The sequence below is a fragment of the Neorhizobium sp. T25_13 genome (assembly GCF_002968675.1).
GTDB classification, from domain to species: Bacteria; Pseudomonadota; Alphaproteobacteria; order Rhizobiales; family Rhizobiaceae; genus Neorhizobium; species Neorhizobium tomejilense.
In genome coordinates, this window is sequence record NZ_PVBI01000003.1 from 384,549 (window position 1) to 409,859 (window position 25,311).

A 25,311-nucleotide genomic window follows, 5' to 3' on the forward strand; every position below is an offset into this window, starting at 1 on the left:
TCTTCTCAGGCCTCCAGGCGCTTGCCCGTCTCGGGATCGAAGATATGGACATGCCCGATGTCGATCCCGACCGACAGTGCCTCGCCGGGCATTTTCATGATGCGTTCGCGGAAAACGCCAATTACCTCATGGCCACCGAGCCGCATCACCACCTGGGTTTCGGAGCCGGTCGGCTCGACGGTGACGATCTCGGCGTTCAGGCCGGCCGGATCGAGCCGGAGGTGCTCCGGCCGGACCCCGAGATGGATCGACCGGTTGCCGAACGGCGCCAGGTTGGCGGCGGGAATGGTCGTTCCGTCGGCCAGGGCGAAGCTGCCGTTTTCCAGCCTGCCGGTGAGGATGTTCATGCTCGGCGACCCGATGAAGCCGGCAACGAACAGGTTGGCCGGCCGGTCGTAAAGATCGAGCGGCGAGCCGACCTGCTCGATGACGCCGCCGTTCATGACGACGATGCGATCGGCCATGGTCATCGCCTCGATCTGGTCGTGGGTGACATAGACCGTCGTTGTCTTCAGGCGATGATGGTTCTGCTTGATCTCGGAGCGCATCTGCACGCGCAGCTTGGCATCGAGGTTGGAAAGCGGCTCGTCGAACAGGAAGACCTTCGGCTTGCGCACCATCGCCCGCCCCATGGCGACGCGCTGGCGCTGACCGCCCGAGAGGTGGCGCGGATAGCGTTTCAGATAGGGTTCAAGCCCCAATATCCGCGCGGCCTCCGCAACGCGCGCCGAAATCTCCTGCTTCGGCGCACCGGCAAGCCGCAGCGAAAACCCCATATTGGCTTCGACGGTCATGTGCGGATAAAGCGCATAGGACTGGAACACCATGGCGATGTCGCGCTCTTTCGGAGCGAGCGAATTCACCACCTTGCTGTCGATGGCGATCTCGCCGCCGCTGATGGCTTCCAGCCCTGCGATCATCCGCAGCAGGGTGGACTTGCCGCAGCCGGACGGTCCGACCAGCACCACGAACTCGCCATTGGCGATATCGACCGAAACGCCGTGCAGGACTTCGAGCGCGCCATAGCTCTTGCGCACCTGTCTGATGGTCACCGAACCCAAGGGTCAACTCCATTCATGATGTCAATCATCCCAGCCGGGCGATTTTTCGGGATTGATGCGGCGATAGCCGCGATCGAGCCTGCGGATCTCCGCCATGTCAGCCTCGCCCAACGAGACGTCGAGGGCGGCGAAATTGGCGCGAAGATTGGCCTCGCTGCCGGAGGCCGGAATGACGATATGTCCCTCGCCGATCAGGAAGGCGAGTGCCACGGCCGCGACCGTTGTCCCATATTTCTCGGCGATCCGCCTGAGGACCGGATCGCCAGCAATCTCGCCCTTGGCGAGTGGCTGATAGGCCGTCAGCCGCAGGCCGATCTTGCGCGCATGGGCAACGAGCTTCGGTGACTGCAGATACGGATGGATCTCGACCTGATTGGTGGCGAGCGCGTCCTTGCCGATCAGCGCGCGGGCCTTTTCGAGAAGCGCGATCGGGTAGTTGGAAACGCCGATCAGGCGCGCATAACCTATTTGCTGCGCCTCGACGAGCGCCGTCATGTAATCCTCGAACGGCACGGCGTCCCCGTGGGAAGGCCAGTGGATCAGCAGCAGATCGACCTGATCGACGCCGATCGTATCGAGGCTCCGGCGGACCGACGGCATGAACTGCGCCTTGTCGAGATGGGTATCGGCCACCTTGGTGGTGATGAAGAAATCGCCGCGCGGCACGCCGGAGCGGCGCACCGCCTCGCCGACCGGCTGCTCGGTATCGTAGCTCTGTGCCGTATCGAGATGGCGGTAGCCGATTTCGATAGCCTTCCGAAGGGCTGCGACGCCCTCGCTGCCGATTCTGCCATAGGTGCCGAGGCCCAATCTGGGGATGGTCTTGTCGCTCATGATTATCCTTTCGTGGCGCCGGCGGTGAGGCCGCCGACGAACAGGCGCTGCATCGAGAAGAACAGCAGCGCGATCGGCAGCGTCATGACGACCGAGGCGGCCATGACCGCACCCCAGTCGGTGTTGAACTCGGTGGAGAACTCCGCAAGGCCGATCGGCAGGGTCTTCACCGAGGAATCGGTCGCAAAGCACAGTGCGAAGACGAATTCGTTCCAGGTGGTGACGAAGGCATAGACGACGACCGCGACGATGCCGGGCGTCGACAGCGGCAGCGTGATGCGGAAGAGAATACCGAGCCGCGACGACCCGTCGATGATCGCCGCCTCTTCGAGCTCCACCGGGATCGCCTTGAAATAGGAGGTGAGCATCCAGACGGAGAGCGGCAGGGTGATGATCATGTAGACGAGGATCAGGCCCCAGTAGGTGTTCACCAAGCCGAGCACCCGCAGCGTGATGAACAGCGGCACGATGATCGCCGCCGTCGGCAGCAGCTGGCCGACCAGCACAAAACTCTGCAGCAGCGGTTTTCCGCGAAAATCGAAACGCGCAAAGCCGTAGGACGCAAAGATCGCCAGGATCAGTGCCAGGAACGTCGAGCCGACGGAAATGATGACGCTGTTGAGGAAATAGCGCGGAATATTGCTCTCGAAGAGAACCTTGTAATAGTTGCCGAGCGTCGGCGTTTCCGGCCACCAGATCGGCGGGACGGTATAAAGCTCCGGCAGCGTCTTGATCGACGAGACGGCCATCCACATGAACGGGAACAGGCAGATCAGGACGACCACCACGGCGCCGACAACAGTGATCGGCAGCGGCAGGCCGGTTCTCCTGAGGGTGCTGGGATCGCTCATTTGGCCTCTCCCGGCGCCGAGGCGAGCGCCCTGATGTAGATGATGACGATGACCAGCGCGACGGCGAAGAAGATCACTGAAAGTGCGGCCGCCTGATTGAACTGCGTGCTTTCGAACGCCAGGCGGAAGATCTGGATCGGCGTGATCAGCGTCCGGTTGGCGGGGCCGCCGCGGGTGATCGCATAGATGATCGTGATCGAGTTGAGGCCCCAGATCACCAGCAGGAGAGTGACGGCGACGATGACCGACCGCACCTGCGGGATCATGATGAAGCGGACCTCCTGCCAGAAATTGGCGCCGTCGACGCGCGCCGCTTCATAGAGATCGTTGGGGATCGACTGCAGCCCCGCAAGCACCATGATCGCCACGAAGGGGAACAGTTTCCAGACATTGATGGCGATCAGCACCGGCATCACCGTATTGCCGTTGGTCAGCCAGCCGATCGGCTCCGGAATGATGCCGGAACCGGTCATCATGTAGTTGATGATGCCGAATTCCGTATGGAACATCCATGCCCAGGTGGTGGCGGCGACAATGCCCGGCACGACCCAGGGAATGAGTGTGATCGAGCGCACGATGCCGCGCCCGAAAAAGCTCTGGTTGAGCAGGATGGCGGTCGCGGTCCCGAGGATGACCTGGAAAACGATCGAGCCGCCGACGAACCAGATGGTGTTCCAGAATGCCTGCGGTGTCGCGCGGGCCGAAAGCACAGCCTTGAAATTGGTGAGGCCGACGAACGCGCCCTGCCTGTCGGTCACGCTGAGCAGCCCGGTATAGGCAACGGGATAGGCGATCAGCATCGCCAGCACGATCAGCGCCGGCAATACGAAAACGAGGCCCGTCGAATTGCGGTCCATCAGCAGGTTCCCTTGACGACATCAGGTGGAATACGTGCTCCGGGAAACGCGTGTCCCCCGGAGCGATCCGGCTGTCCGGCATTATTGGTCGAGCAGGGCCTGGATGTCCTTGGCCGCTCCGTCCATCGCCGTCTGCGCGTCTTCGTCACCGAGAAGGATGCGCTGGATGCCTTCGAAATAGGCCTGGGTGATCTGCACCCAGTTCTTGTTGTTGGGCACGGCCCGACCATAGGGCAACATTTCCTTGAACACCGTCAGGATCGGATCGCTGAAGCGCGGCAGCGACATGGCCGATTTGCGGGCCGGGAACGTATCCGTCAGCGCGCCCTGGTTCGGCGCTTCGGCAAGGAAGGCGACGAACTTCTTGGCTTCGGTCGGGTTCTTGGCCGAGGACGGGATGACGAAACTCCAACCACCGAGGAGCGCCGCGGTCGGCTTGCCGGCCGGGTGCGGGATCGGCATCACGCCGATATCGATCTTCGGGTTTTCCTTCTTGATCGAAGCGACGTCGAACTGGCCGGACTGATAGGCCGCGACCGTCTCCGCAATGAACAGCCGCCGGTTTGCGGTGCCGTCGTTTTCGAGCGTCGAGGCCGGCGACTGCTTGTTCTTGTAGAAATCCGTATAGAACTTGACCGCCGCCACGGCCGCCGGCTGGTTGACGACCGCCTTCTTGGCGTCCGCCGAGATGATGTCACCGCCGTTCATCCAGATGAAGGGAAGCGACCGGAAGATCGTATTGCCGACTTCACCGCCGCCGGTAATGGCGAAACCGGAGACCTTGCCTTTCGACAGCGTCTTTGCAGCAGCGACCAGTTCGTCCCAGGTCTGCGGCGGCTTGGCCGGGTCGAGGCCGGCATCCTTGAACGCGCCCTTGTTGTAGATGACCGCATGGGTCTCGATACGATAGGGAATGGCCCAGAGCTTGCTGTTCCAGGTGCAATAGTCGAGCGAGGCGGGAATATAGTCCTCGCGGTCCTTCAACACGTCATCCACCGCAACGACCAGGCCGTTCTGGGCATAACCGTTCACCCAGGCGTGCTGGACATCGATGATGTCCGGTGCGGCACCGGACTGCAGGGCGGTCAGCACGCGCTGCGGCAGCCCGTCGGTCGTGGTGATCTCGAGCTTGATCTTGATGCCCTGATTGGCCTGCTCGAACTTGGTGGCGAGTTCGCGGGCACGCGCCTCGTTGAAATTGGGCGTCCACCAGACGACCTCGCCGGCCAGCGCCGCGCCGCTCGTCAGCATCGTCATTGCCGTGGCCATCACGGCCAGCTTCTTGAATTTCATCATCATCTCCTCCTCCGCGCGGCTCCATGCCGCCCTTTTCCCTACCGGCCTCCACCGGATTGGTTCACCGCGATGCTGCGGCCTGCCTTCCTCTTCCGAAATGCGCGATATCCTGCGAACGCGCCGGTCCGAGCGCATCGGCATTCATCGTCAGGGCCTTCATGAAGCCGATCGTATAGGCATTGCCGGCGTGCCACGGGGCCGGGCAATCGAGATCCGGCACATGATCGGGAACCATCACCCCATCAAAGCCCTCGTCCCGCAGGACGCGAACGATTTCCGCCATCTCGACATCGCCGTCGTCCACGAAGGTCTCGACATAGTGGGGGACCTTGCCGCGGACGTTGCGGAAATGCACATAGGCAATCGCGCCCAGCCGCGCAAAATGGCGGGTCGTTTCGTAGACGTCGCCGTCGACCATTTCCTGCAGCGAGCCTATGCAGAATTCCAGGGCATTGGCCGGGCTCGGCGCGATCTCCAGCAGCCGCTGATATTTCGCGTGGGCGTTGAGGAGACGGGCATTGCCGCGCAGGCGTTCCACCGGCGGATCGTCGGGATGGGCCGCCAGCCGGACATTTGCCTTTTCCGCCACCGGCACGAGTTCCTTCAGGAACCATTCGAGGCGCGACCAGAGATCGCACTCGCTGACGCTGATCGGCGCAGCCCCGGCGACAGGATGGCGGTATCGCATGTTCCAGAGCATTCCGTCGGGGATCGGCGTGTCGATATCGAATTCGTCGCCGAAGAACACCGCTGTCATCGCCCCGCCGCGGGCGACGCGCTTGCGCTGCCAGCCCCAGACACCGGCGATCGAAAAATTGTAGCCGAGCACCGGGATGCCTGCGCGTCCGGCGTCGCGGACGAGCTGCTTCAGCCCATCCATCTGTTCGTGTTTCTTCGGCCCGTCCAGCAGGATGTCCGACCAGAAATTGGGCGACAGGTTTTCCAACGCCGCAACCTTGAGCCCGTGCCTTGCGAGCATCGCGACCGTGCCGGCCATATCGTCATAGGTCCACAGCGGCATGTCGATGCATTCGCCGTTGATGGGGCCGACACCGCCGTTGCGATAGCCGCTGTTGTCGGCATTGCGGGCATATTGGGTCAGGTGGATGACAACGTCGCCGACGCCGAGCTGGCTCGCATAACGCGCGCCATCCTCCGACAGATGATCGCCGAACAGGGTCAGACCTACCCGCACGTTACCCTCCCCGATTGACGCCTGGCTTTATCGCCAGTTAGTTCATATTTGAACGTCATCAATTCGCAATATAACTTGCGCCCAGAAGGCCCGATTGTCAATTGTTCCGCCGTCATGAGCGCCTGCCGTCCTCCAGCGTGGGTGCGCCGGTGGCAACGCCGCTGGTGTTCATGCTGCCGTCGAACAAAGGCACGTTATAGGGCGCGTAGGGGTAACGGCCGCAGGCTTCCTCGACGAGTTCCACCCCGAGTCCCGGCGCGGTCGGCGCCAGGATCGCCCCGTCCTCGAACTGCAGCGTTTCGCGCACCAGCTCCTTGCGCCACGGCACATCCACCGAAACGGTCTCGAAGATCGAGAAATTCGGGATGGCGACCGACATATGCAGCGTCATCGCGTTCATCACCGGGCCGACCGGATTGTGCGGAGCGACGGGGATGAGGTGATGATGCGCCATGTGCGAAATGCGTTTCGTCTCGCCGAGCCCGCCGGCATGCGAGACGTCCGGCTGCAGGATATCGACCGCCTTCTTGCTGAGCGCCTCGAGGAACTTGCCGGGCTCGTACCAGCGCTCACCGGCGGCGATCGGCACTGGGCTTTTCTCCCGCACGTCCACCAGGGCATCGATGCTTTCGGGCGGCGTCGGCTCCTCGATCCACCTGAGATCATAGTGCGCCAGTTCCCGGCACATGGCGATCGCCGTCGGCACGTTGAGCCGGCCGTGAACATCGAGCATCAGGTCGACGTCCGGACCGACTGCGTCTCGCACGGCGGCGACGATATCGATCGTCTGGCGGCGCTGCTTGCGGCTCATCTCCAGGTCCGCGACGTCGAACGGGTCCCATTTGAGGGCGCGATACCCCATGGCGACGGCCTTGCGTGCATTCTCGGCATACTGGTCCGGCGTCACCGCGCCGAAGAACCAATGGTTGGCGTAGCATTCGACACGATCCCGGTATTTGCCGCCGAGCAGTTCGAAGACAGGCACGCCGAGCGCTTTGCCCTTGATATCCAGCAACGCCGCCTCGATGGCGCCGAGCGCCGTACGGAACACGGCACCCGTCCGCCAATAGGAATCCCGGTGCAACTGCTCGATGATCGCATCGACCTCGAACGGATTGCGGCCGATCAGCACGCGCTCCAGCTCTTCAAGCGCCGATACGATGGTCTTCGTCTTCCACTCCAGCGTCGCCTCGCCGACACCCTCGTAACCTTCATCCGTATAGAGTTTGACGAAGACGAAGTTGGTGCGGGACACATTCGCAACAAAGATCTTCTGCTGCATGATCCTCATGAGGTTCCTCCCGGCGGGTTGTCGCCCACCCCTCGTTATAGCCGTGTGACTATTTGGCCTGCGCCTTCAGCCGCTTGATCGCCTCGAACTGCAGGCTGTCGTCGGCCATCTGCATCAGTTCGATGCGATGCCCGTCCGGATCCTCGATCCAGGTCTGCCAGTTGTTGTCGGCGGCCTTGATCGTCGGGCGGATGCGTTCGATGCCGAGCGTGTCGAGTTCAGCCACAGCCTTCTGGATATCCGGCACGGCAAGGCAGACATGATTGTAACCGACCGCCTCGCGCTCGGCCGCCTTATCGCCCTCGCCTTCCGGGAAGATCTCGAGATACTGATCGTCGGTGATGCGCAGATAGACCAGCCAGAGCCGGCCTTCGCGGTCGAGGCGCATCATTTCCGAAAAGCCGAGCTTGTTGACGTAGAAGTCGAGGGTACGGTCGATATCCTTGACGCGAATGGCCACATGGGCGATCGACGAAACTGTCAGCATGGGAATGTCTCCGGTTAGAGGCGGCCGTATTTGGCGTAGACGTCGGCGACGTCGGCACCTGCGCGGATTTCGTTGCGCGAGCGGTTCTCGATGCCCATGATCTCTTCGGCACGATCCAGCACCGCATCCACCTTGTCGGCGGGGATGACGATCACGCCATCCATGTCCCCGAAGATCCAGTCGCCCGGATTGACCCTGATCTGCGTGGTCAAGGTCCCGGGGACCGCGATCGGCACCTCGATGCCGCTGATGCGGGTTCGCTGGCGGGATTCGATCGGCGAAAGATAGCGGGTGAAGACCGGCCAGTTTTCCATGCCCATCAGGATGTTGCCGTCGCGGATGCCGCCATCGACGACGACGCCGACCGCACCCTTGCTCTTCGCGCCGGTGCTCATCAGCTCGCCCCAGTGACCGGCCTTGCGCTCCCCCGCCGCCGAAACCAGCACGACGCAGCCGGAATACATCCGCCGGAAGAAGGTGAAGGTCTTCACTTCGTCGTTGTCGTATTCGTCATCGGTGCGCATGTCAGCCGTGCAGGCGACGGTGAAGGCCGGCCCGGCGATCCGCATGCCACGATCGAGCGCCCGGATGTCGAGATCCATGCACTGATGCGGAAGCCCCATCTCGTCGAGAATGTCGTAGACGGCGGCGGTGTACAGCTTGTTGAAGCGCGCGGCTTTCGCCGCGATCGCTGCGGAATCTCTCTCCATATGGCCCGCCTCCTCCAGCAGAAACCTGATGCGAACCTGCCCGCCGCTCGAAAAAATAATTGCGGACAAATTCATATTTGAACTTCCGAAGTTCAATAATGCATGATAGGAAGATGCCGAACCGATTGTCAACGGCGAACCTATTCCATGGATCAAATCAGTGACGCCGGCGCGTCGAAGTACACGATCCCGGTCATCGACCGGATGATGGATGTCCTCGATCAACTGGAGCGACGGCCGAACGGCGCCACGATCCGCGAACTGACGGCCCTCCTGTCGCTGCCCCGCACCACCATCTACCGCATCGTCAACACGCTGCAGGGCCACGACATGGTTCGCCGGGACGATACCGGCGCCTATCATCTGGGGCGGCGCCTGCTGTCGCTTGCCTCGCATGTGGTCGCCGGCGTTAGCGAGGTCGACCTCGCGGCACTGGCGCAACCTTTCCTCGACAAACTGTCGGCGGAAATCGGCGAAGGCAGCAAACTGTCGGTCATCGACCAGGACGGCATTCTGGTTCTGGCAGCGGCGCAGGGCCGTCGGCAATATGCTTTGACGGTAGCGCCCGGCCAGCGCATGCCCATCCACGCCGGCGCCGCCAGCAAACTGCTGCTGGCGCATCTGCCGCCCGAGGAGATGGCTGCCTGGCTCGCAAAGCCGCTGATTGCCTATACGCCCAAATCGCTGACCGATCCGAAGCGGCTGATGACGGAACTGACCCGCATCAAGCGGCTGGGCTGGGCGCAGGACAGGGGCGAAAACGCCCCCAGCATCCAGGCCTTTGCCGCCCCGGTGCGGGATAGGACCGGACGGGTGGTCGCGGCGCTCAGCATTCCCTATCTCGCCGGGGCGGAGGCGAGCCGCATGGAGGAGATCCGGCTTGCCGCCATCGATGCCGCGCGGGCGATAAGCGAAGCGATGCCGGCCTGATCGGGGCCGGAATGTCGGTTGGGAGGAAGAATGAAGATCGTCGATCTCAAATGCGCGGTCATCGGCAAAAGCCCGATCGTGCGGATCGTCACCGATGAGGGAATCTCGGGCTACGGTCAGGCCGAGACTTGGAAGCCTTACCTGAAGTCCCATATCCTCGCCTTCCGAGATGCATTGATCGGCGAGGACCCGACCAATGTCGAGCGCGTCATGCTGAAGATCCGCCAGCGCGGCGGCTTCAAGCCCTGGGGCTCCGCCGTCAGCGTCATCGAGATGGCGCTGTGGGACATTGCCGGCAAGGCCGCCAACGTGCCCGTCTACAAGCTTCTCGGCGGCAAGGTGCGCGACCGCGTGCGCGTCTATAACGGCTCGATCCGCTTCCCGATGACCGACCACCGGCCGGAGGACCTCGCCGACGATCTCAAGAAGATGATGGCGCTGCCGGAAGGCTTCACCATCATCAAGCAGCCGATCGGCTTCCATTCGCCGATGAAGCGCACGGTCGAGAATTTTTACTACCACGAGCCGAATGCCAGCCCCTTCCATGGGGCGCTCGATCGCGGCCCGATCACCGAAAAGGGCCTGCGGCATTTCGTCGATTGCGTCGCCGCGATGAAGGAAGTCGCCGGCGACAGCATAGGCCTGGCGCTCGACTGCGGCCCCGGCTGGATGCTGCCGGATGCAATCCGCCTCGTGCGCATGCTGGAGCCATACAATCTTCTCTGGGTCGAGGACCTGCTCTCAGGCGACTATACACCCTGGGTCAATGCCGGCGTCTATCGCGAACTGACCCGCACGAGCACGACGCCTATCCACACCGGCGAACAGATCTATCTTCGGCAGAATTTCAAGGAACTGATCGAGGGCCAGGCCGTCCATGTCGTCGGCCCGGACCCTGCCGATGTCGGCGGCATCGCCGAGCTGAAATGGATCGCCGAATATGCCGACCTGCATTCGATCCTGATGGCGCCGCATGGCACAGCCAACGGGCTGCTCGGGCTCGCCGCCCTCATCCAGGTCTCGGCGACCCTTCCCAACAACTTCATCGCTTTTGAATATACGACCGGCGATCCCGCCTGGTGGTACGACATCGTCGAAGGCCTGCCGGAAACGATCGTCAGGGACGGCTTCATCGACGTCATCGACCGGCCCGGCATGGGCGTCGATCTCGTACCCGAAAAGGCCAGGCGTTATCTCACCGAAGATGACCGGGCATTCTTCGACTGAACCGGCGCCGCTGCCGGCGCTTCACCGACTGCCAAAGAAAGCAACAGCTCCGGAACCGTCGTCCCGGAGCTTTTTTGATGTGGCCGCGGGACAGAAACGCAGGCTTCCGAAGGTGGCCAGGCAATTTCAGTGGGTCCCGGTCATACCTTTGGATAGGGGGACAAGTCCCCTTGTCCAATAGTCTCACCGCCTGCCTCGGCGTTAGACTCCGATCATCGAAGAAGCACATTGAGATGGAGGAGACTTAGGATGCAGATCCCTCAGTCCGCGCAGACACCGCCTGCCGACCCTTCGGCAAAGCGCACTGATGTTTCAAGATATCGGGCGTCGGAGATCGACCTCGAAGGACTTGTCGCCGGACAGGCCCCGCGAAATCCCGACCAGTCGGCGCCGGAGCCCAACCTCCGTCAAATCGCTGTTGGCGGCCTGGCCCCGTGGCAAATGCGCAATGTGCAGGCCTATGTCGACCTGTATCTCCGCTCGACAATCCGCGTCGAGGCCCTGGCCGGTCTCTGCAACCTGAGCAGCGGCCATTTCCAGCGGGCCTTCAAGGCAAGCCTTGGCGAAACGCCGCACAAATACGTCACCCGCAGGCGCATGGAAATGGCCTGCCGGATGATGACCGGCACGGATGAACCTCTCTGCCGGATCGCCCTGGAATGCGGCATGACCGACCAGGCACATCTTACCAACAGCTTCCGCCGTCTTTACGGAATTGCTCCCAATGCATGGCGAAAGCGGATGCTGCTCGAAGGATCTGGATATGGCGTTCAGGAGACAACCGTTGCTCCACTCAACTGACAATGAGACGGAGCCGCGCGTCACCCGAGAGCTTCGTTATCTTTGACCGTGCGGGTTATTCGGGACTGCCGTGACTGATGGCAGTCGCCTGCGACCATACGGCAACCCAGAGATCGTCGCGATATTCGTAGCTGTCGGTATGCCAATAGCCGCTGAGGGGCACATGGTGCCCGCCGAAAACGACGGCCAGCCGAGCTCGGTAGCGGATGACGGCCGCAGGGCCGTAAAGACGGACAGCGATTTCCTCCGGTTCCCAGGTGAGATATTTGATGTGTCCGGACGCGATCGCGCCGAGATATTGATCCCGCGACAGAACGGCGCCGATCGGCGTGATCAGCTGGAAATCCGCCGCGTGATAGACTTCCGCCGCTGCCACGTCGCCGCTGACCAAGGTGCTTAGCCTTGCCCGTTCGGTCTGGCGGATTCGGTTTTCTTCGGTAGCAATGTCGCGAGTCACGGGCGTCTCCAGTTTTTCAGGACAAGCAGGCTTCGGCGGCGGCCGAGGGCGTTCCAGCCAAACCTGCGGCAGATAGACCCCCGATCAGTCGGGCGCCACCTCAAATAGACATATGGATCAAAAATGTCTAATCGTCTTTTGACCAATAAGACGCCGAGTGTCAATATGTCCAGATGAACGAAACCGCTTCCAAGACAGACCTGATTCTCGACGCCGCCCTGCCCGTCTTCGTCCGTTTCGGATTTCGAAAGACGACCATGGCCGATATTGCCCGTGCGGCGAAGATATCGCGGGCCTCGCTCTATCTCTGCTTCAACAGCAAGGAAGAACTCTTTCGGGCCGGGTCGAAGCGCGAGCATCTCAGTACGATGAACAACGTCAAGGCGGCACTCGACCGCTCCGGCAGCATCTTCGACCGCACAACGGCCGCCATACGCGCCTTTCAGGAAGGCCTGATCACGCCATTCGGGGGCGGTCACAATGCCGAAGAGCTTTTTGCCGCCAGCACCGAACTGGCACCCGACATTGCGCTGGAGGCGCGGGCAAGGCTGCTGGACCTGCTGATCAAGGCGCTGAGCGAAGCCGAGAAAACCCGGGAGATCGACCTCGCCACCCTGCAGACTCAACCCACGGAGCTGGCCGCACTGGTTGTCGCGGCGATGGATGGGATCAAGCACACACGCGGCGCCGGGCCGGAGTTTGAGGGCGGCATCCGTTTGTTCATGGCTCTGTTGAAACTGGGCACCGCCCCGCAGCTCGGCCAAGCTGGTCCCTGAACACGTCATGGCTCGAGCTTCTGCCAGCGTGAGAGACCGTTTCAGGTTATGCCATGAGATTGAATGGTAGCGGGAGGCAGAATTGAACTGCCGACCTCAGGGTTATGAATCCTGCGCTCTCACCAACTGAGCTACCCCGCCACAGGGACTGCGGAAGTTCCGGCGTGGCCGGTTCCGCTTTGGTCGTGCGGCTTATAAGTCCCCCGTCACCAAAGTGTCAAGCAGGGTTTGGGCAAAAACCGGCGGCAATTTCGTCAGCCCCGGCAAGTGCCGGTTTCAGGCCGCGACCGGCGTCGAAAGCAGGGCCTTCAGAGCGATTTCGGCCTCGGCTGCGCGTTCCGAACGCTCGATGAAACCGCCGCCATAGACGCGCGCATCCGCACCTTCGGCCGAATAGAGCACACACGCCTGGCCTGGCGCGACACCGGCCTCGCCGATCGCCAGATCCACGTAGACGCCGTGTTCGTCGGAATGGAGGACCGCCGGCGTCGGCGGGCGTGTCGAGCGCACCTTGGCGAAACAGGCGAACCCGCCCTTCGCATCCTCGCCCAGCGCACTATCGCCGATCCAGTTGACGTCGCGCAGGTAGACGCGGTGGGTATCGAGCGCTTCCTTCGGCCCGACGATCACCCGGCGCGAGCGGGCATCGAGATAAACGACGTAGAGCGGCTCGCCGGTAGCGATGCCGATACCGCGGCGCTGGCCGATCGTATAATGCACGATGCCCTCGTGGCGGCCGAGCACGCGCCCGTCCATATGCACGATATCGCCGGCGAGTGCCGCGTTCGGCTTAACCTTGTTGATGATGTCGGCGTATTTGCCCTGCGGCACGAAACAGATATCCTGGCTGTCGGCCTTCTTGGCGACCACGAGGCCCATCTCTTGCGCCAACTCGCGCACCTGCGCCTTCGACATGCCGCCGAGCGGGAAGCGCAGGTAGTCGATCTGCTCCTGGGTCGTTGCAAACAGGAACCAGCTCTGGTCGCGATCGCTGTCGATCGGGCGAAACAGCGCGCGGCGGTTCGGGTTGCCCGGCGACGGATTGGCGGAGGAGCGGATATAGTGGCCAGTCGCCAGCGCATCGGCGCCGAGGTCCTTGGCGGTCGCCAGCAGATCGGCGAACTTGACCGTCTGGTTGCAGGCAACGCAGGGGATCGGCGTTTCGCCCATCGCATAGGCTTCCGCAAACGGGTTGATCACCGTCTCGCGAAAACGCTTTTCGTAGTCGAGCACGTAATGGGGAATGCCGAGCGTTTCGGAAACACGCCGCGCATCGTCGATGTCCTGGCCGGCACAGCACGAGCCGGCGCGGTGGACGGCCGCGCCATGGTCGTAAAGCTGCAGCGTGATGCCGAGCACGTCATAACCCTGGCGTTTGAGCAGACCTGCGACGACGGAGGAATCCACTCCCCCCGACATGGCAACGACAACACGTGTGTCTTCCGGCCTCTTGTCAAAATCCAGCGTATTCACGAGTAACTCTCTCGGTCTCTCAAGCGCCGGTCCATGATGGGAGGGCGACATGTTCAGGGCCTGCGGCGGGATCGGCCGTCGGAGGCAATTCTTGCCGGATATAGAAAGGATTTGCGGCCTGCGCAAGGAGGAGCGCGAATCGCAGGCGCGGCGCGTGCAGGAACGGACAAGGCCTCAGCCGCGAAGAGGCCGGGCTTCAAGACTGCAGCACCCCATGCCGTACGACCTTGCCGGCGGCCGTCCTGACGCCGCTGGCCGCACCTTCCGCCCGCACCCGCGGCAGGCTTGCCGGATATTCGCGCTGGATGAAGTCGATGATCTTTTCGCGCACCTCGCATCTGAGGTCGAAGGTTCGCGGGGCATTGGAGGCCGAGACGAGGATGCGGATCTCCATGACGTTCTCCCTGAAATCCGTCACCTGCACGGCCACCACCCGCTTGTCCCAGAGCGTTGAGGTTGCGGCAATCTCCTCGACCTTGCGACGGACCGCATTCACCGGAACCGAGTAGTCGAGATAGATCATCACCGTGCCGATCAGCTCCGAACTGTCGCGCGTCCAGTTCTGGAACGGCTTCTCGATGAAATAGCTGAGCGGCAGGATCATCCGCCGCCAGTCCCACAGCTTCACCACCACATAGGTCGAGGTGATCTCCTCGACATTGCCCCATTCGCCCTCGACGATCAGCGCGTCGTCGATGCGGATCGGCTGGGTGATCGCAAGCTGTATGCCGGCGAAGAGGTTCTTCAACACCGGCTGCAGCGCAAGGCCGAGCACGACGCCCGCCACGCCGGCGGAGGCGAGCAGGCTGACCCCATATTGCTGCACCGCCGGGAAGGTCATCAGCATCGCGGCGATGGTGATCGCCACGATCATGACGCTCGCGATCCGTTCGGCGATCCGCGATTGGGTAACATGCGTGCGGGCGAGCAGGTTGTCTTCCGCGTCCAGCTTGAAGCGGCGCAGATAGACGATCATCCACACATGCAGGGCGATCTTAGCCATCCAGCCGACGACGACGATGAAGCCGAGCAGCAGCAGGTGACGTATCACGTCCCCCTGCCCGGCACTGAGAGGAGCGATGGTCGCGCCGAGCGAGAGCGTCCAGGTGAGGATCGCCAGCCGCATCGGCCGCCGCGTACGCGACACCAGCGACCGCCAGAACAGGTCCCTATTCTCGACCAGCCGCGTCAGAAAGCGAAATCCGAAGCGCTGGATTGCGAGGCCGATCAGAAATGCGACGGCCATGACACCGCAGCTGACGAGCCAGTCCGGCAGCCAGGCCGTATCATTGCGGAATTCCTGGATGAAGCGTTCCATGCCCCCTCAGCTAGGGTGCGATGCAGCATCGGAAAGAGCGGCCGCAAAAATTTCATGATTTGGGAGTCTTCTGGCCGCGGGGTGATTTGTGGCAACAGGGCGATAGGGACGGAAAGACAATGCAATTCGACCTCATGCGCTTTGTCGACGCGCAAGCGCCGGTCTATGCGCGCGTCATCGGCGAACTCCGCGATGGCAAAAAACGCTCCCACTGGATGTGGTACATCTTTCCGCAGGTGGAGGGCCTTGGTTTCTCGATCATGTCCCAGCGCTTCGCGATCGGCTCGAAAGCAGAGGCGACAGCCTATCTCAAACACCCCCTACTCGGGCCCCGGCTTACCGAATGCACCGTGGCGATGCTCTCCCATTCGGACCTTTCGGCGCACGCCATCCTCGGTTCGCCGGACGACATCAAGTTCAAGAGTTCTATGACGCTGTTCGAGGCCGTCAGCAAAAAGGGCTCGCCTTTCGAGCGAGCCCTTGAACTGTTCTTTGACGGCGAGCGCGATGAAAAGACCATCGCGCTGCTTCGAAGTTAGGCGGCAGCCTGGATCGCGGAAAGCTTCCAGTCCGTGGCAGGCTTGCGCACGAAGGTCCAGACTTCGACGGTTTCGGTCACCGCGTTCGGATCGCCTTCGGCGACTGCGCCGGTAGTGCGGTCCTTCATGTAGTCGACGCTGGAGTAACGCATCGCGACGGTCGCGTAGTCCTGGCCGTTTTCGCGCCAGGCTTCCGCCAGGTCGCCCTGCAGCAGCTTGACGTCCTTTACCTCGTTCTTGACGCCGTTTGTGGCGTTCTCGCCGAGTTCCTCGGCCAGGTAGGACATTGCTTCCGGCGTCGTGAGGCTGCGAAGCTTGGCATAGTCTTCCTCGCCATAGGCAGACTGGACGTTGGTCAGCAGCTTCTCGAACTGGTCGAGGTCGCGGTTGGTGATGCCGATCTCGTCGGTCTCCGGTCCGGCCTGGCGCGGAGCGGCATTGGAACCGCCTCCGAAACCGCCCTGACCACCGCCGCCGCCCAGCGATCCGATCTTCGGAATCTGGAAGGACGAGGTGTTCTGGCTCGGCGCCTCATAGGCGTTGCGCGGCTGGCCAAAGCCCGTATTCACCCCGCCTGCATTCGCCCCGCCTGTCGGGCCGCCTGCCGTCTGCTGACGGCGCGCGAACCAACGGAAAGCCAGCATGGCGAGACCGCCGATCAAAGCGATCTGCAGCAACATGCCGAGCATGCCGGCCATGCCACCGAAACCGGTGCCCATGAACATGCCGATCAGGCCGCCGAGAGCGAGACCGCCGAGCAGGCCGCCGAACATGCCACCGAAGAGGCCGCGACGGGGCTGCTGCGCCGCCTGCTGGCCAAGGCCGTTCTGCGGCGTCGTGGCGTTCTGCTGCGTATTGGGCGTCATCGACCGGTTGATGCCGGTCGGCGCCGTGGGCGCGGTGTTGGTGGTCGCCGGAGCCGAGAATGTGCGCGTGCCGCGGCTGCCGAAGCCACCGCTGGCGCGGCGCGCCTCAGCCATGTCCACGGCGGTCAAGGAAACCGCCATTCCGATCGCCATGATCGCGAACAGGTTCTTGAAACGCCGAAGGTTGGATAACATCGTTTTCTCCTCATAAACCGCTCAAGCGCGGTATTCCCGTTTATATAGAGAGGCGGCCATCTGGATTTTAGGCCCATCCTCATTTTTTCCCGTCGAAGTAGATAACGGAGTTTGAAACGAGAGCCAAGCGCTCAAAATACAACCATTGATGACAAGTTTTGCCTGATTGGTGTCGGTGATGATAAAACGAAAAGGCCCGACGCAGGACGCGCCGGGCCTTTTCTGATCTCGTTAGGAGAAGGTCTCAGTCGACGTTGAACGCCAGCGGCTTGGCCTGGCGGACTGCCGGATTGGCGGTCAGCTTCGCCAGCACGTCGGCCGGAACCGGACCATCGACGTAAAGGAGAGCGATCGCGTCGCCGCCTTCCCTGTCGCGGCCGAGGTGGAAGTTGGCGATGTTGACGCCGGCATTGCCGAGCGTCGTACCGATGAAGCCGATCATGCCGGGAACGTCGGTATTGGCGATGTAGACCATGTTGGCGCCGACATCCGCATCGAGGTTGATGCCCTTGATCTGGATGAAGCGCGGCTTGCCGTCGGAGAAGACGGTGCCGGCAACCGAGCGGGTCATCGTGTCGGTGGTGACGGTAAGCTTGATATAGCCGTCGAAGACGCCCGACTTGTCGCGCTTGGCTTCGGAAAGGATGATGCCCTTTTCCTTGATCATGATCGGTGCCGAAACCATGTTGACGTCGGAGACCTGGCTACGGATGAGGCCGGCGAGCAGCGCGCTCGTCAGCGCCTTGGTGTTCATGCCGGCGGTCGAGCCGTCATAGAGGATCTCGATTTCCTTGATCGCGTCCTCGGTGACCTGGCCGACAAAGGCGCCGAGCACGTCCGCCAGACGAATGAACGGCTTCAGGCGCGGCGCTTCTTCCGCGGTGATCGACGGCATGTTGATGGCGTTCGAGACGGCGCCCTTGATCAGGTAGTCCGACATCTGCTCGGCGACCTGAAGTGCTACGTTTTCCTGCGCTTCGGTGGTCGATGCTCCGAGATGCGGGGTGCAGACGACGTTTTCGAGGCCGAAGAGCGGGCTTTCAGTGGCGGGTTCGACTTCGAACACGTCGAAGCCGGCGCCGGCGACGTGGCCGGACTTGATGGCTTCGGCAAGCGCTGCCTCGTCGACGAGGCCGCCACGGGCGCAGTTGATGATGCGAACGCCGGGCTTGGTCTTGGCCAGCGCTTCCTTGCCGAGGATGCCGCGGGTCTTGTCGGTCATCGGCACGTGCAGGGTGATGAAGTCGGCCTGGGCCAGAAGCTCGTCGAGCTCGACCTTGGTGACGCCCATTTCCTCGGCGCGCTCGGCCGAGAGGAAGGGGTCATAGGCGAGAACATGCATGCCGATGCCGATCGCCTTCTTGCAGACGATGCCGCCGATATTGCCGGCGCCGATGACGCCGAGAATCTTGCCGGTGATCTCGACGCCCATGAAGCGCGACTTTTCCCACTTGCCGGCCTGGGTCGAGGCGTCGGCTGCCGGAAGCTGGCGGGCGACGGCGAACATCAGGGCGATGGCGTGTTCGGCCGTGGTGATCGAGTTGCCGAACGGCGTGTTCATGACGATGATGCCGCGGCGCGAGGCGGCCGGGATATCGACATTGTCGACGCCGATGCCGGCGCGGCCGATGACCTTGAGGTTGGTCGCGGCGGCGATCAGCTTTTCGGTCGCCTTTGTGGCGGAACGGATCGCAAGACCGTCATAGTTGCCGATGATCTCGGCAAGCTTTTCCTTGTCCTTGCCGAGCTTCGGCTGGAAATCGACTTCGACGCCGCGATCGCGAAAGATCTGGACGGCGGTTTCCGACAATTCGTCGGATACGAGAACGCGAGGTGCCATCAGTGGGCCTCCTGAAAAAGTTTCTGTCGTGAATGAGGGAATGGGCTCCGCTTCGTCAGCGGAGCCGATACGCGACTTGCTTTACGCGGCGGCCTTGGAAAGCGCAGCCTTCTGCGTTTCGAAAGCGTAGGTGAGCCAGGGCATCAGAGCCTTCATGTCGGCTTCTTCGATCGTGGCGCCCGCCCAGATGCGAAGGCCGGACGGCGCATCGCGATAGGCACCGATGTCGAGCGCGACGCCTTCCTTTTCGAGGATGGACACCATGCCCTTGGCAAAGGCTTCCTGCGCGTCGGTATCGAGCGCGGCGACATCGGCGTCGGCGATCTTGAGGCAGACGGAGGTGTTGGAGCGCGTCGTCGGATCGACGGCAAGGTTGTCAATCCAGGCATTGGCGGCCACGAAATCGTGGATGACCTTGGCATTGGCATCGGCACGGGCGATCAGGCCTTCAAGGCTGCCGACCGACTTTGCCCAGTTGAGCGCATCGATATAGTCCTCGACGCAGAGCATCGACGGCGTGTTGATCGTCTCGCCGACGAAGATGCCTTCGATCAGCTTTCCGCCCGAAGTCAGGCGAAAAATCTTCGGCAGCGGCCAGGCCGGAACGTATGTCTGCAGACGCTCGACAGCGCGGGGGCTGAGGATCAGCATGCCGTGACCGCCCTCGCCGCCCAGAACCTTCTGCCAGGAGAAGGTGACGACGTCGAGCTTGGCAAAGTCCATGGCTTGAGCAAACGCCGCCGAGGTGGCGTCGCAGATGGTCAGGCCCTTGCGGTCTGCCGGGATGAAATCGGCGTTCGGAACGCGGACGCCGGAGGTGGTGCCATTCCAGGTGAAGACCACGTCGCGGTCGAAATCGACCGTGGAAAGGTCCGGAAGCAGGCCGTAGCCGGCTTCGATCTTGCGAACGTCCTTGAGCTTCAGCTGCTTGACGACGTCGGTGACCCAGCCGGCTCCAAAGCTTTCCCAGGACAGCATGTCGACGCCGCGCTCGCCGAGCAGCGACCAGAGCGCCATTTCGACGGCGCCGGTGTCGGAAGCCGGCACGATGCCGATGCGGTAATCCGCCGGCACGCCCAGAATTTCGCGGGTGAGGTCGATGGCCTGCTTCAGCTTCGCCTTGCCGACCTTGGCGCGGTGCGAACGACCGAGCGGAGCATCGGAAAGCGCTTCGAGCGACCAACCGGGGCGCTTCGAGCAAGGGCCAGAAGAAAAATGGGTGTTGTTCGGACGCAGGTCCGGCTTCGCGGCGTTTGCCATATGGCTATCCTTCCAGATAGATGGCCCTTCGTTGGGGAAGGGTGTCCCGCCGTTGTGGTTATGCCCGAGCGCTTTCACAGTCAAGCGGGTAATGTCGCTCACTGACAAATTTCTGCCGCAGCTTTGTCGCCGCAAACGCAAAAAGCCGCCCGAAGGCGGCTTTGGCTAGGAGACGAGGTAATATTACTTGTAGACGATCTGCTGCGGCGGGGGCTCGTAGGCCGGCGGCGTGTCGCAGCCGCCGAAGATGTAGCGGGCACCGACGCGGGCTTCATGCGAATAGAAACCCTTGTCCTTGCCCGGGCCGCCGCCCGTTGAGTAACCGAACATGTCGCCGCCCGTGACATGGCGGAAGCGGTAGCCGACATCGGCCTTGACGTTGCAGGTGACGTCGATCGATGCGCCGGCCATGAGCGCATAGGTGAAGCGCCAGCTCTTTTCGCCGCCATGCGTCACTTCCGGGTCGCAACCGGCGCCGCTGTCGGCGCAGGACGTGTTGCGCAGGTTCGACCACTTGACATAGGTGCCGCCGATACCGCCACCGACGTAAGGCGTGAAGTAGCCATAGGTGCCGAGATCGACATAGGCGTTGGCCATAAGCGAATAGGCGTGCATCGAGGCCAGGTCGGTCGAGGTACATGCGGCGGCGACACCGCAACTGCCGGACGTGGAGCCGCGGAACTTGCTGTTGAACATGTAGTCGAGGGTGACGTCGGTGCGCAGGTAGCTGTTGATCTGGTAACCGACTCCGCCCCCGAGCGTGAAGGCATCACGCAGGTCGGAGCGGCCGAATTCTGCAAGCGCCACGCCGGGTCCGCCGGTACCCTGGTAGAATTCGGTGCCGCGCGACTTCTTGAAAGAATAGCCGACGTCGCCGCGAAGGTACCAGCCGGTAGCCTCCTGAACGGTCACTTCGGGCGCATCCTGATAAGGCTCCGGCTGCGGCTGGTAGAGATCGGCGGAATTGGCGGCACTCACCGTCAGTGTCAGCGCAAAAGCGCTGGCCAGCAACTTTTTCATGGGTTCATCTCCAAAGCTCGTATCGCGTATGGCATGCAAAGCGGGCAGCCAACGGGTTGATCCGCCGTGGATGATGATCGACAAAGGTTAAGTCTCGCTTAACCATGCTCGTTTACCGCGCGTTTTCCTAAATCACAGGCAATTCTACAAGTAACGGCGCGCCCGAGACTTGCAGGAAGGCACTCGCACCGGACGGATTCCGTTCTTTTCCCCGCCAGGCGCGGCCGGCGATATCCACGGCGCCTCACCGAACTATTGATCTCACCTGCTTCAGTACAAAATAGTTAGCAATTGGTAATTTAAGCTTAGATAAACAATTAATTCTTTATAAACCATAGATAGCTATTTTTAGCACATTCCGAAGGGGGGAATACCGGGGAATCGATAGTGCCGAAGGACTGGTGGAGTACGCCTGAGCGCCGAGCGCATTCTGAACTCGATGCTTAGATTGCCGATACGGTCAATCCGCAAATATCTTTTGCGCCAAACAAGCAACTCCAGTCGGCGAACTACTGCGATGGGATTGCGCGAGTGCTTTTCCGGAGAAGATTGACCGCGTGTAGCTGCGGCGCAAGGCGCCGCAAAAGAGAGAACTGTCCATGAGCAATGTCAAGGCATTCGGCATAGCATTCCGACTGGCTGTCGGGTTCGGCTTTTTGCTTCTCCTGATGATCGGCCTGACTTTCTATTCCACCAGCCAGGTCAAGACGATCGACAACGACCTGGCAACCGTAAACGACGTCAACAGCGTCAAGCAGCGTTATGCCATCAACTATCGCGGCAGCGTGCACGACCGGGCGATCGCGATCCGCGACGTGACGCTCGTCACGTCCGAGGCCGAGCGCAAGGAAGCGGAAGCGCTTATCGGCAAGCTCGCGGCATCCTATGCGGAAAACGAAAAGCGCATGGCGGAAATGGTCGGCGCCCCTTCCGGTGCAACGGATCGCGAAAAGACGATATTGGCCGAGATCGCCGACATCCAGTCGAAGACCAACCCGCTGGTCGGCCAGATCATTTCGCTGCAGGAAAAAGGCGATGGCGACGCGGCCCGCAAGATCCTGCTGGAACAGGCCCGTCCGCTCTTCGTCTCCTGGCTTGGCGCAATCAACAAATTCATCGACTACCAGGAAGCGCTCAACAAAACGATCGGCGGCGATGTCCGCAATGCGGCGAGCGGCTTTAGAAATCTTGCGCTGGCCGCCCTCGGCATCGCTGCGCTGCTTTCGATCATTGCGGCCTTCCTGACCGCCCGCTCGATCATCGGACCGCTCTCCAAGCTGCAGCAATCGCTGAAAGCCATGGCTGCGGGCAACCTCGAAGGCGACCGAACGATCGAGGCGCGCGGCGACGAGATCGGCATGCTGGCCCGCGCCGCGGCGGCCCTTCGGGAGGCCATCTCTATCAAGGCGGAACGCGAAGCGGATGCCGAGGCGAAGCGGACCGTTGGAGAGCGCCACAGGCTGGAGCAGGAAGCGACCGAGCGCAGTGCGCTCGCAGAACAGACGAGCCAGGCGGTCCGCCAGCTCGCCGACGCTCTGCAGGCCCTGGCAAACGGCGATCTGACCCGGGAGATCAACACACCCTTCACTCCCTCGCTCGACCAGTTGAGGGCCGACTATAACGCCGCGGTGGCGAAACTTCGCGAAGCGATGCAAAAGGTTGCCGCGAATGCGAGTGCGATCGCCGCCGGTGCCCAGGAAATCCGCTCGGCCTCCGACGACCTCGCTAAACGCACCGAACAGCAGGCGGCCTCCGTCGAAGAAACCGCAGCGGCCCTGGAAGAGATCACCACGACGGTTTCCGACTCCAGCAACCGCGCTCAGGAGGCTGGCAATCTGGTGCGCATGACCAAGGAAAATGCCGAGCGTTCCGGCCGGGTCGTCCGTGATGCCGTCGAGGCGATGGGCAAGATCGATTCATCTGCCGTCGAGATCGGCAACATCATCGGCGTCATCGACGAAATCGCTTTTCAGACCAATCTGCTTGCGCTCAACGCCGGTGTCGAGGCTGCCCGTGCCGGCGAGGCCGGCAAGGGCTTCGCGGTGGTGGCACAGGAAGTGCGGGAACTGGCCCAGCGTTCCGCCAAGGCGGCAAAAGAGATCAAGGAACTGATCCACACCTCCAACGACCATGTGAAGAGCGGCGTGGCGCTGGTCGGGGAGACCGGCAAGGCCCTGCAGGAGATCGTCATCCAGGTTCAGCAGGTCAACGGCAATGTCGAGGCTATTGTGGAAGCCTCGAAGGAACAGTCGACCGGCCTCAAGGAGATCAACACCTCGGTCAATACCATGGATCAGGGGACGCAGCAGAACGCGGCCATGGTCGAGGAAACCACCGCAGCGGCACACAGTCTTGCCCGCGACGCGGAAGGCCTGTTCCAGCTCCTGTCGCAATTCCATATCGGCGGCGGCGCCGCAACGGGAACGTCCTCGCATCGCGGCTCGCCCGCGCTCGCATCCGGCAGCAGCCGCCCGGCGGCCTCGCCGGCCCGCAAAATGGTTGCCAAAGTCGCGCAGTCATTCCAGGGCAATGCCGCTGCCGCAAAGCAGGATTGGGAAGAGTTCTGAGACGACAAGAACGGCGATCCGGCCATCCGGAACTCGCAGCAAAAATAAAGGCCACCCGCGAAAACCGCGGGTGGCCTTTTTCATTGGGCTTGGAGGGCTTGCGCCGTCAGGCTGCGTTGCGGACGTTGGCGATGACGCCGACCAATCCATCGACGATGCGCTCGATCTGTCCCCGGTCGTCGCCTTCCGCCATCACCCGGATCAGCGGCTCTGTGCCGGACGGGCGGATCACCAGGCGGCCCTTGGCGGCAAGCTCGGCTTCCGCGTCGGCGATCGCCTGACGGACGATCTGGTCCTCGAGCGGCTTGCCGCCCTGGAAACGGACATTCTTCAGAAGCTGCGGAACGGGATCGAAACGGCGGCAGATCTCGCTGACCGGCCGGCCAAGGCGCTTCGCCCGCGCCAGGACCTGCAGGCCGGCGACGAGGCCGTCACCGGTCGTGCCGAAATCGGAGAGTACGATATGGCCGGACTGTTCGCCGCCGACGTTGAAATCATGTGTGCGCATATGCTCGACGACATAGCGGTCGCCGACCTTGGTGCGTGCCAGATCGAGACCCTTGTCGTTGAGGAAACGTTCCAGGCCGAGATTGGACATCACGGTCGCGACGATGCCGCCGCCTTTCAGCTTCTGGTCCTCGGCCCAGCTCTCGGCAATCACCGCCATCAGCTGGTCGCCGTCGACGATCTCGCCGCGCTCGTCGACGATGATCACCCGATCGGCGTCGCCGTCGAGCGCGATGCCGATATCGGCACGCACTTCATGCACCTTCCGCTGCAGCGCTTCCGGGCTGGTCGAGCCGCAGTCGAGATTGATGTTCGTGCCGTTCGGTTCGTTGCCGATCGTCACCACCTCGGCGCCGAGCTCCCAGAGCGCCAGCGGAGCTACCTTGTAGGCCGCGCCATTGGCGCAATCGATCGCGACGCGCAGTCCGTGCAGGGTAACGTCGCGCGGCAGCGTACGCTTTACATGTTCGATATAGCGGTAGATGTCGCCCTCGACACGCTTTGCCCGGCCGATATCGCCGGACTTGGCGAGCTGGGAGTGCAGGTCGCTGTCGAGCAGGTCCTCGATGCGCATCTCCAGCTCGTCGGAGAGCTTGTAGCCGTCGGGACCGAACAGCTTGATGCCGTTATCTTCGTAAGGATTGTGCGAGGCGGAGATCATCACGCCGACATCGGCGCGCAGCGACCGGGTGAGCATGGCGACGGCCGGCGTCGGGATCGGCCCGAGCAGGAAGACGTCGAGACCGGCCGCGGTGAAACCCGCCACCATGGCGTTTTCCAGCATGTAGCCGGAGAGACGCGTATCCTTGCCGATCACCACCCGGTGGCGATGATTGCCGTTGCGGAAGATCGTGCCGACGGCGATGCCGACGCGCATCGCGAGATCCGGCGTCATCGGATGGATGTTGGACTGTCCGCGAATGCCATCGGTGCCAAAATAGCGGCGTGTCATA

23 protein-coding genes and 1 tRNA gene are annotated in these 25,311 nt (G+C 62.3%); 6 read left to right on the forward strand and 18 right to left on the reverse strand.

What is annotated here, in order from left to right; genetic code table 11:
* Positions 1-5: 5 nt before the first annotated feature.
* From C5J22_RS08970 to C5J22_RS09010, 9 genes are all read right to left on the reverse strand, one after another.
* Entirely contained in the window at positions 6-1,061 is a 1,056-nt protein-coding gene (locus C5J22_RS08970) for an ABC transporter ATP-binding protein (protein ID WP_105437949.1), read from the reverse strand.
* A 21-nt stretch (positions 1,062-1,082) separates the two neighbouring features.
* Positions 1,083-1,895 (reverse strand): aldo/keto reductase, encoded by an 813-nt coding sequence (locus tag C5J22_RS08975; protein WP_105437950.1) that lies wholly within the window; start codon positions 1,893-1,895, stop codon positions 1,083-1,085.
* A 2-nt stretch (positions 1,896-1,897) separates the two neighbouring features.
* Positions 1,898-2,746: a carbohydrate ABC transporter permease gene (locus C5J22_RS08980; RefSeq protein ID WP_105437951.1), complete on the reverse strand. Its 849-nt coding sequence runs from the start codon at positions 2,744-2,746 to the stop codon at positions 1,898-1,900.
* Positions 2,743-3,603 (reverse strand): carbohydrate ABC transporter permease, encoded by an 861-nt coding sequence (locus C5J22_RS08985; RefSeq protein WP_105400272.1) that lies wholly within the window; start codon positions 3,601-3,603, stop codon positions 2,743-2,745. Before C5J22_RS08985 ends, C5J22_RS08980 begins: the two co-directional genes overlap by 4 nt.
* Before the next feature lie 81 nt (positions 3,604-3,684).
* Positions 3,685-4,896 (reverse strand): sugar ABC transporter substrate-binding protein, encoded by a 1,212-nt coding sequence (locus tag C5J22_RS08990; protein ID WP_105438130.1) that lies wholly within the window; start codon positions 4,894-4,896, stop codon positions 3,685-3,687.
* 64 nt (positions 4,897-4,960) lie between these two features.
* Positions 4,961-6,094, reverse strand: coding sequence for a mannonate dehydratase (locus C5J22_RS08995; protein WP_105437952.1), 1,134 nt, complete (start codon positions 6,092-6,094; stop codon positions 4,961-4,963).
* Between the two features lie 112 nt (positions 6,095-6,206).
* The gene (locus tag C5J22_RS09000; RefSeq protein ID WP_105437953.1) at positions 6,207-7,385 is read right to left on the reverse strand and encodes a mandelate racemase/muconate lactonizing enzyme family protein; all 1,179 of its coding nucleotides are present in this window, start codon (positions 7,383-7,385) and stop codon (positions 6,207-6,209) included.
* 49 nt (positions 7,386-7,434) lie between these two features.
* On the reverse strand, positions 7,435-7,872 hold the full coding sequence (locus C5J22_RS09005; protein WP_105437954.1) for a VOC family protein: 438 nt from the start codon (positions 7,870-7,872) through the stop codon (positions 7,435-7,437).
* Positions 7,873-7,886: 14 nt separating this feature from the next.
* Complete coding sequence (locus C5J22_RS09010; RefSeq protein ID WP_105438131.1) at positions 7,887-8,582, reverse strand: RraA family protein; 696 nt, start codon at positions 8,580-8,582, stop codon at positions 7,887-7,889.
* A 147-nt stretch (positions 8,583-8,729) separates the two neighbouring features.
* Here C5J22_RS09010 and C5J22_RS09015 point away from each other — a divergent pair, with 147 nt between their 5' ends.
* The 3 genes from C5J22_RS09015 to C5J22_RS09025 all read left to right on the forward strand — a co-directional run bounded on the left by C5J22_RS09015 (position 8,730) and on the right by C5J22_RS09025 (position 11,540).
* On the forward strand, positions 8,730-9,512 hold the full coding sequence (locus C5J22_RS09015; RefSeq protein WP_245440328.1) for an IclR family transcriptional regulator: 783 nt from the start codon (positions 8,730-8,732) through the stop codon (positions 9,510-9,512).
* Positions 9,513-9,542: 30 nt separating this feature from the next.
* Positions 9,543-10,739 (forward strand): mandelate racemase/muconate lactonizing enzyme family protein, encoded by a 1,197-nt coding sequence (locus C5J22_RS09020; protein ID WP_105437955.1) that lies wholly within the window; start codon positions 9,543-9,545, stop codon positions 10,737-10,739.
* A gap of 249 nt (positions 10,740-10,988) precedes the next feature.
* Complete coding sequence (locus C5J22_RS09025) at positions 10,989-11,540, forward strand: AraC family transcriptional regulator (RefSeq protein WP_105437956.1); 552 nt, start codon at positions 10,989-10,991, stop codon at positions 11,538-11,540.
* Between the two features lie 55 nt (positions 11,541-11,595).
* On the opposite strand, the gene C5J22_RS09030 is transcribed toward C5J22_RS09025, so the two are convergent.
* A complete protein-coding gene (locus C5J22_RS09030; RefSeq protein ID WP_245437353.1) occupies positions 11,596-11,997 on the reverse strand; it encodes a nuclear transport factor 2 family protein in 402 nt (133 codons plus the stop codon).
* A gap of 173 nt (positions 11,998-12,170) precedes the next feature.
* On the opposite strand from C5J22_RS09030, the gene C5J22_RS09035 reads away from it, so the two are divergent.
* Positions 12,171-12,773: a TetR/AcrR family transcriptional regulator gene (locus C5J22_RS09035; protein WP_105437957.1), complete on the forward strand. Its 603-nt coding sequence runs from the start codon at positions 12,171-12,173 to the stop codon at positions 12,771-12,773.
* Between the two features lie 64 nt (positions 12,774-12,837).
* On the opposite strand, the gene C5J22_RS09040 is transcribed toward C5J22_RS09035, so the two are convergent.
* The 3 genes from C5J22_RS09040 to C5J22_RS09050 all read right to left on the reverse strand — a co-directional run bounded on the left by C5J22_RS09040 (position 12,838) and on the right by C5J22_RS09050 (position 15,564).
* Positions 12,838-12,914, reverse strand: a tRNA-Met gene (locus C5J22_RS09040).
* 135 nt (positions 12,915-13,049) lie between these two features.
* A complete protein-coding gene (gene mnmA, locus C5J22_RS09045; RefSeq protein WP_105437958.1) occupies positions 13,050-14,246 on the reverse strand; it encodes a tRNA 2-thiouridine(34) synthase MnmA in 1,197 nt (398 codons plus the stop codon).
* A gap of 196 nt (positions 14,247-14,442) precedes the next feature.
* On the reverse strand, positions 14,443-15,564 hold the full coding sequence (locus C5J22_RS09050; RefSeq protein ID WP_105437959.1) for a mechanosensitive ion channel family protein: 1,122 nt from the start codon (positions 15,562-15,564) through the stop codon (positions 14,443-14,445).
* 119 nt (positions 15,565-15,683) lie between these two features.
* Between C5J22_RS09050 and C5J22_RS09055 the strand changes: the two genes are divergently transcribed.
* Entirely contained in the window at positions 15,684-16,103 is a 420-nt protein-coding gene (locus C5J22_RS09055) for a DUF1810 domain-containing protein (RefSeq protein ID WP_105437960.1), read from the forward strand.
* Here C5J22_RS09055 and C5J22_RS09060 read toward each other — a convergent pair.
* The 4 genes from C5J22_RS09060 to C5J22_RS09075 all read right to left on the reverse strand — a co-directional run bounded on the left by C5J22_RS09060 (position 16,100) and on the right by C5J22_RS09075 (position 21,284).
* Entirely contained in the window at positions 16,100-17,164 is a 1,065-nt protein-coding gene (locus C5J22_RS09060; protein ID WP_105437961.1) for a Tim44 domain-containing protein, read from the reverse strand. The two genes, C5J22_RS09055 and C5J22_RS09060, sit on opposite strands and share 4 nt — an antisense overlap.
* A 244-nt stretch (positions 17,165-17,408) precedes the next feature.
* Complete coding sequence (gene serA / locus C5J22_RS09065) at positions 17,409-19,004, reverse strand: phosphoglycerate dehydrogenase (RefSeq protein WP_105414653.1); 1,596 nt, start codon at positions 19,002-19,004, stop codon at positions 17,409-17,411.
* Between the two features lie 81 nt (positions 19,005-19,085).
* Positions 19,086-20,264: a phosphoserine transaminase gene (locus tag C5J22_RS09070; protein WP_105437962.1), complete on the reverse strand. Its 1,179-nt coding sequence runs from the start codon at positions 20,262-20,264 to the stop codon at positions 19,086-19,088.
* Positions 20,265-20,447: 183 nt separating this feature from the next.
* The gene (locus C5J22_RS09075; protein ID WP_105437963.1) at positions 20,448-21,284 is read right to left on the reverse strand and encodes an outer membrane protein; all 837 of its coding nucleotides are present in this window, start codon (positions 21,282-21,284) and stop codon (positions 20,448-20,450) included.
* Positions 21,285-21,883: 599 nt separating this feature from the next.
* On the opposite strand from C5J22_RS09075, the gene C5J22_RS09080 reads away from it, so the two are divergent.
* Entirely contained in the window at positions 21,884-23,851 is a 1,968-nt protein-coding gene (locus C5J22_RS09080; protein ID WP_105437964.1) for a methyl-accepting chemotaxis protein, read from the forward strand.
* A 106-nt stretch (positions 23,852-23,957) separates the two neighbouring features.
* Here the strand turns inward: C5J22_RS09080 and glmM are convergent, their stop codons facing one another.
* Positions 23,958-25,310, reverse strand: a complete 1,353-nt coding sequence (gene glmM / locus C5J22_RS09085) for a phosphoglucosamine mutase (RefSeq protein WP_105437965.1) — start codon at positions 25,308-25,310, stop codon at positions 23,958-23,960.
* Position 25,311: the final 1 nt, after the last annotated feature.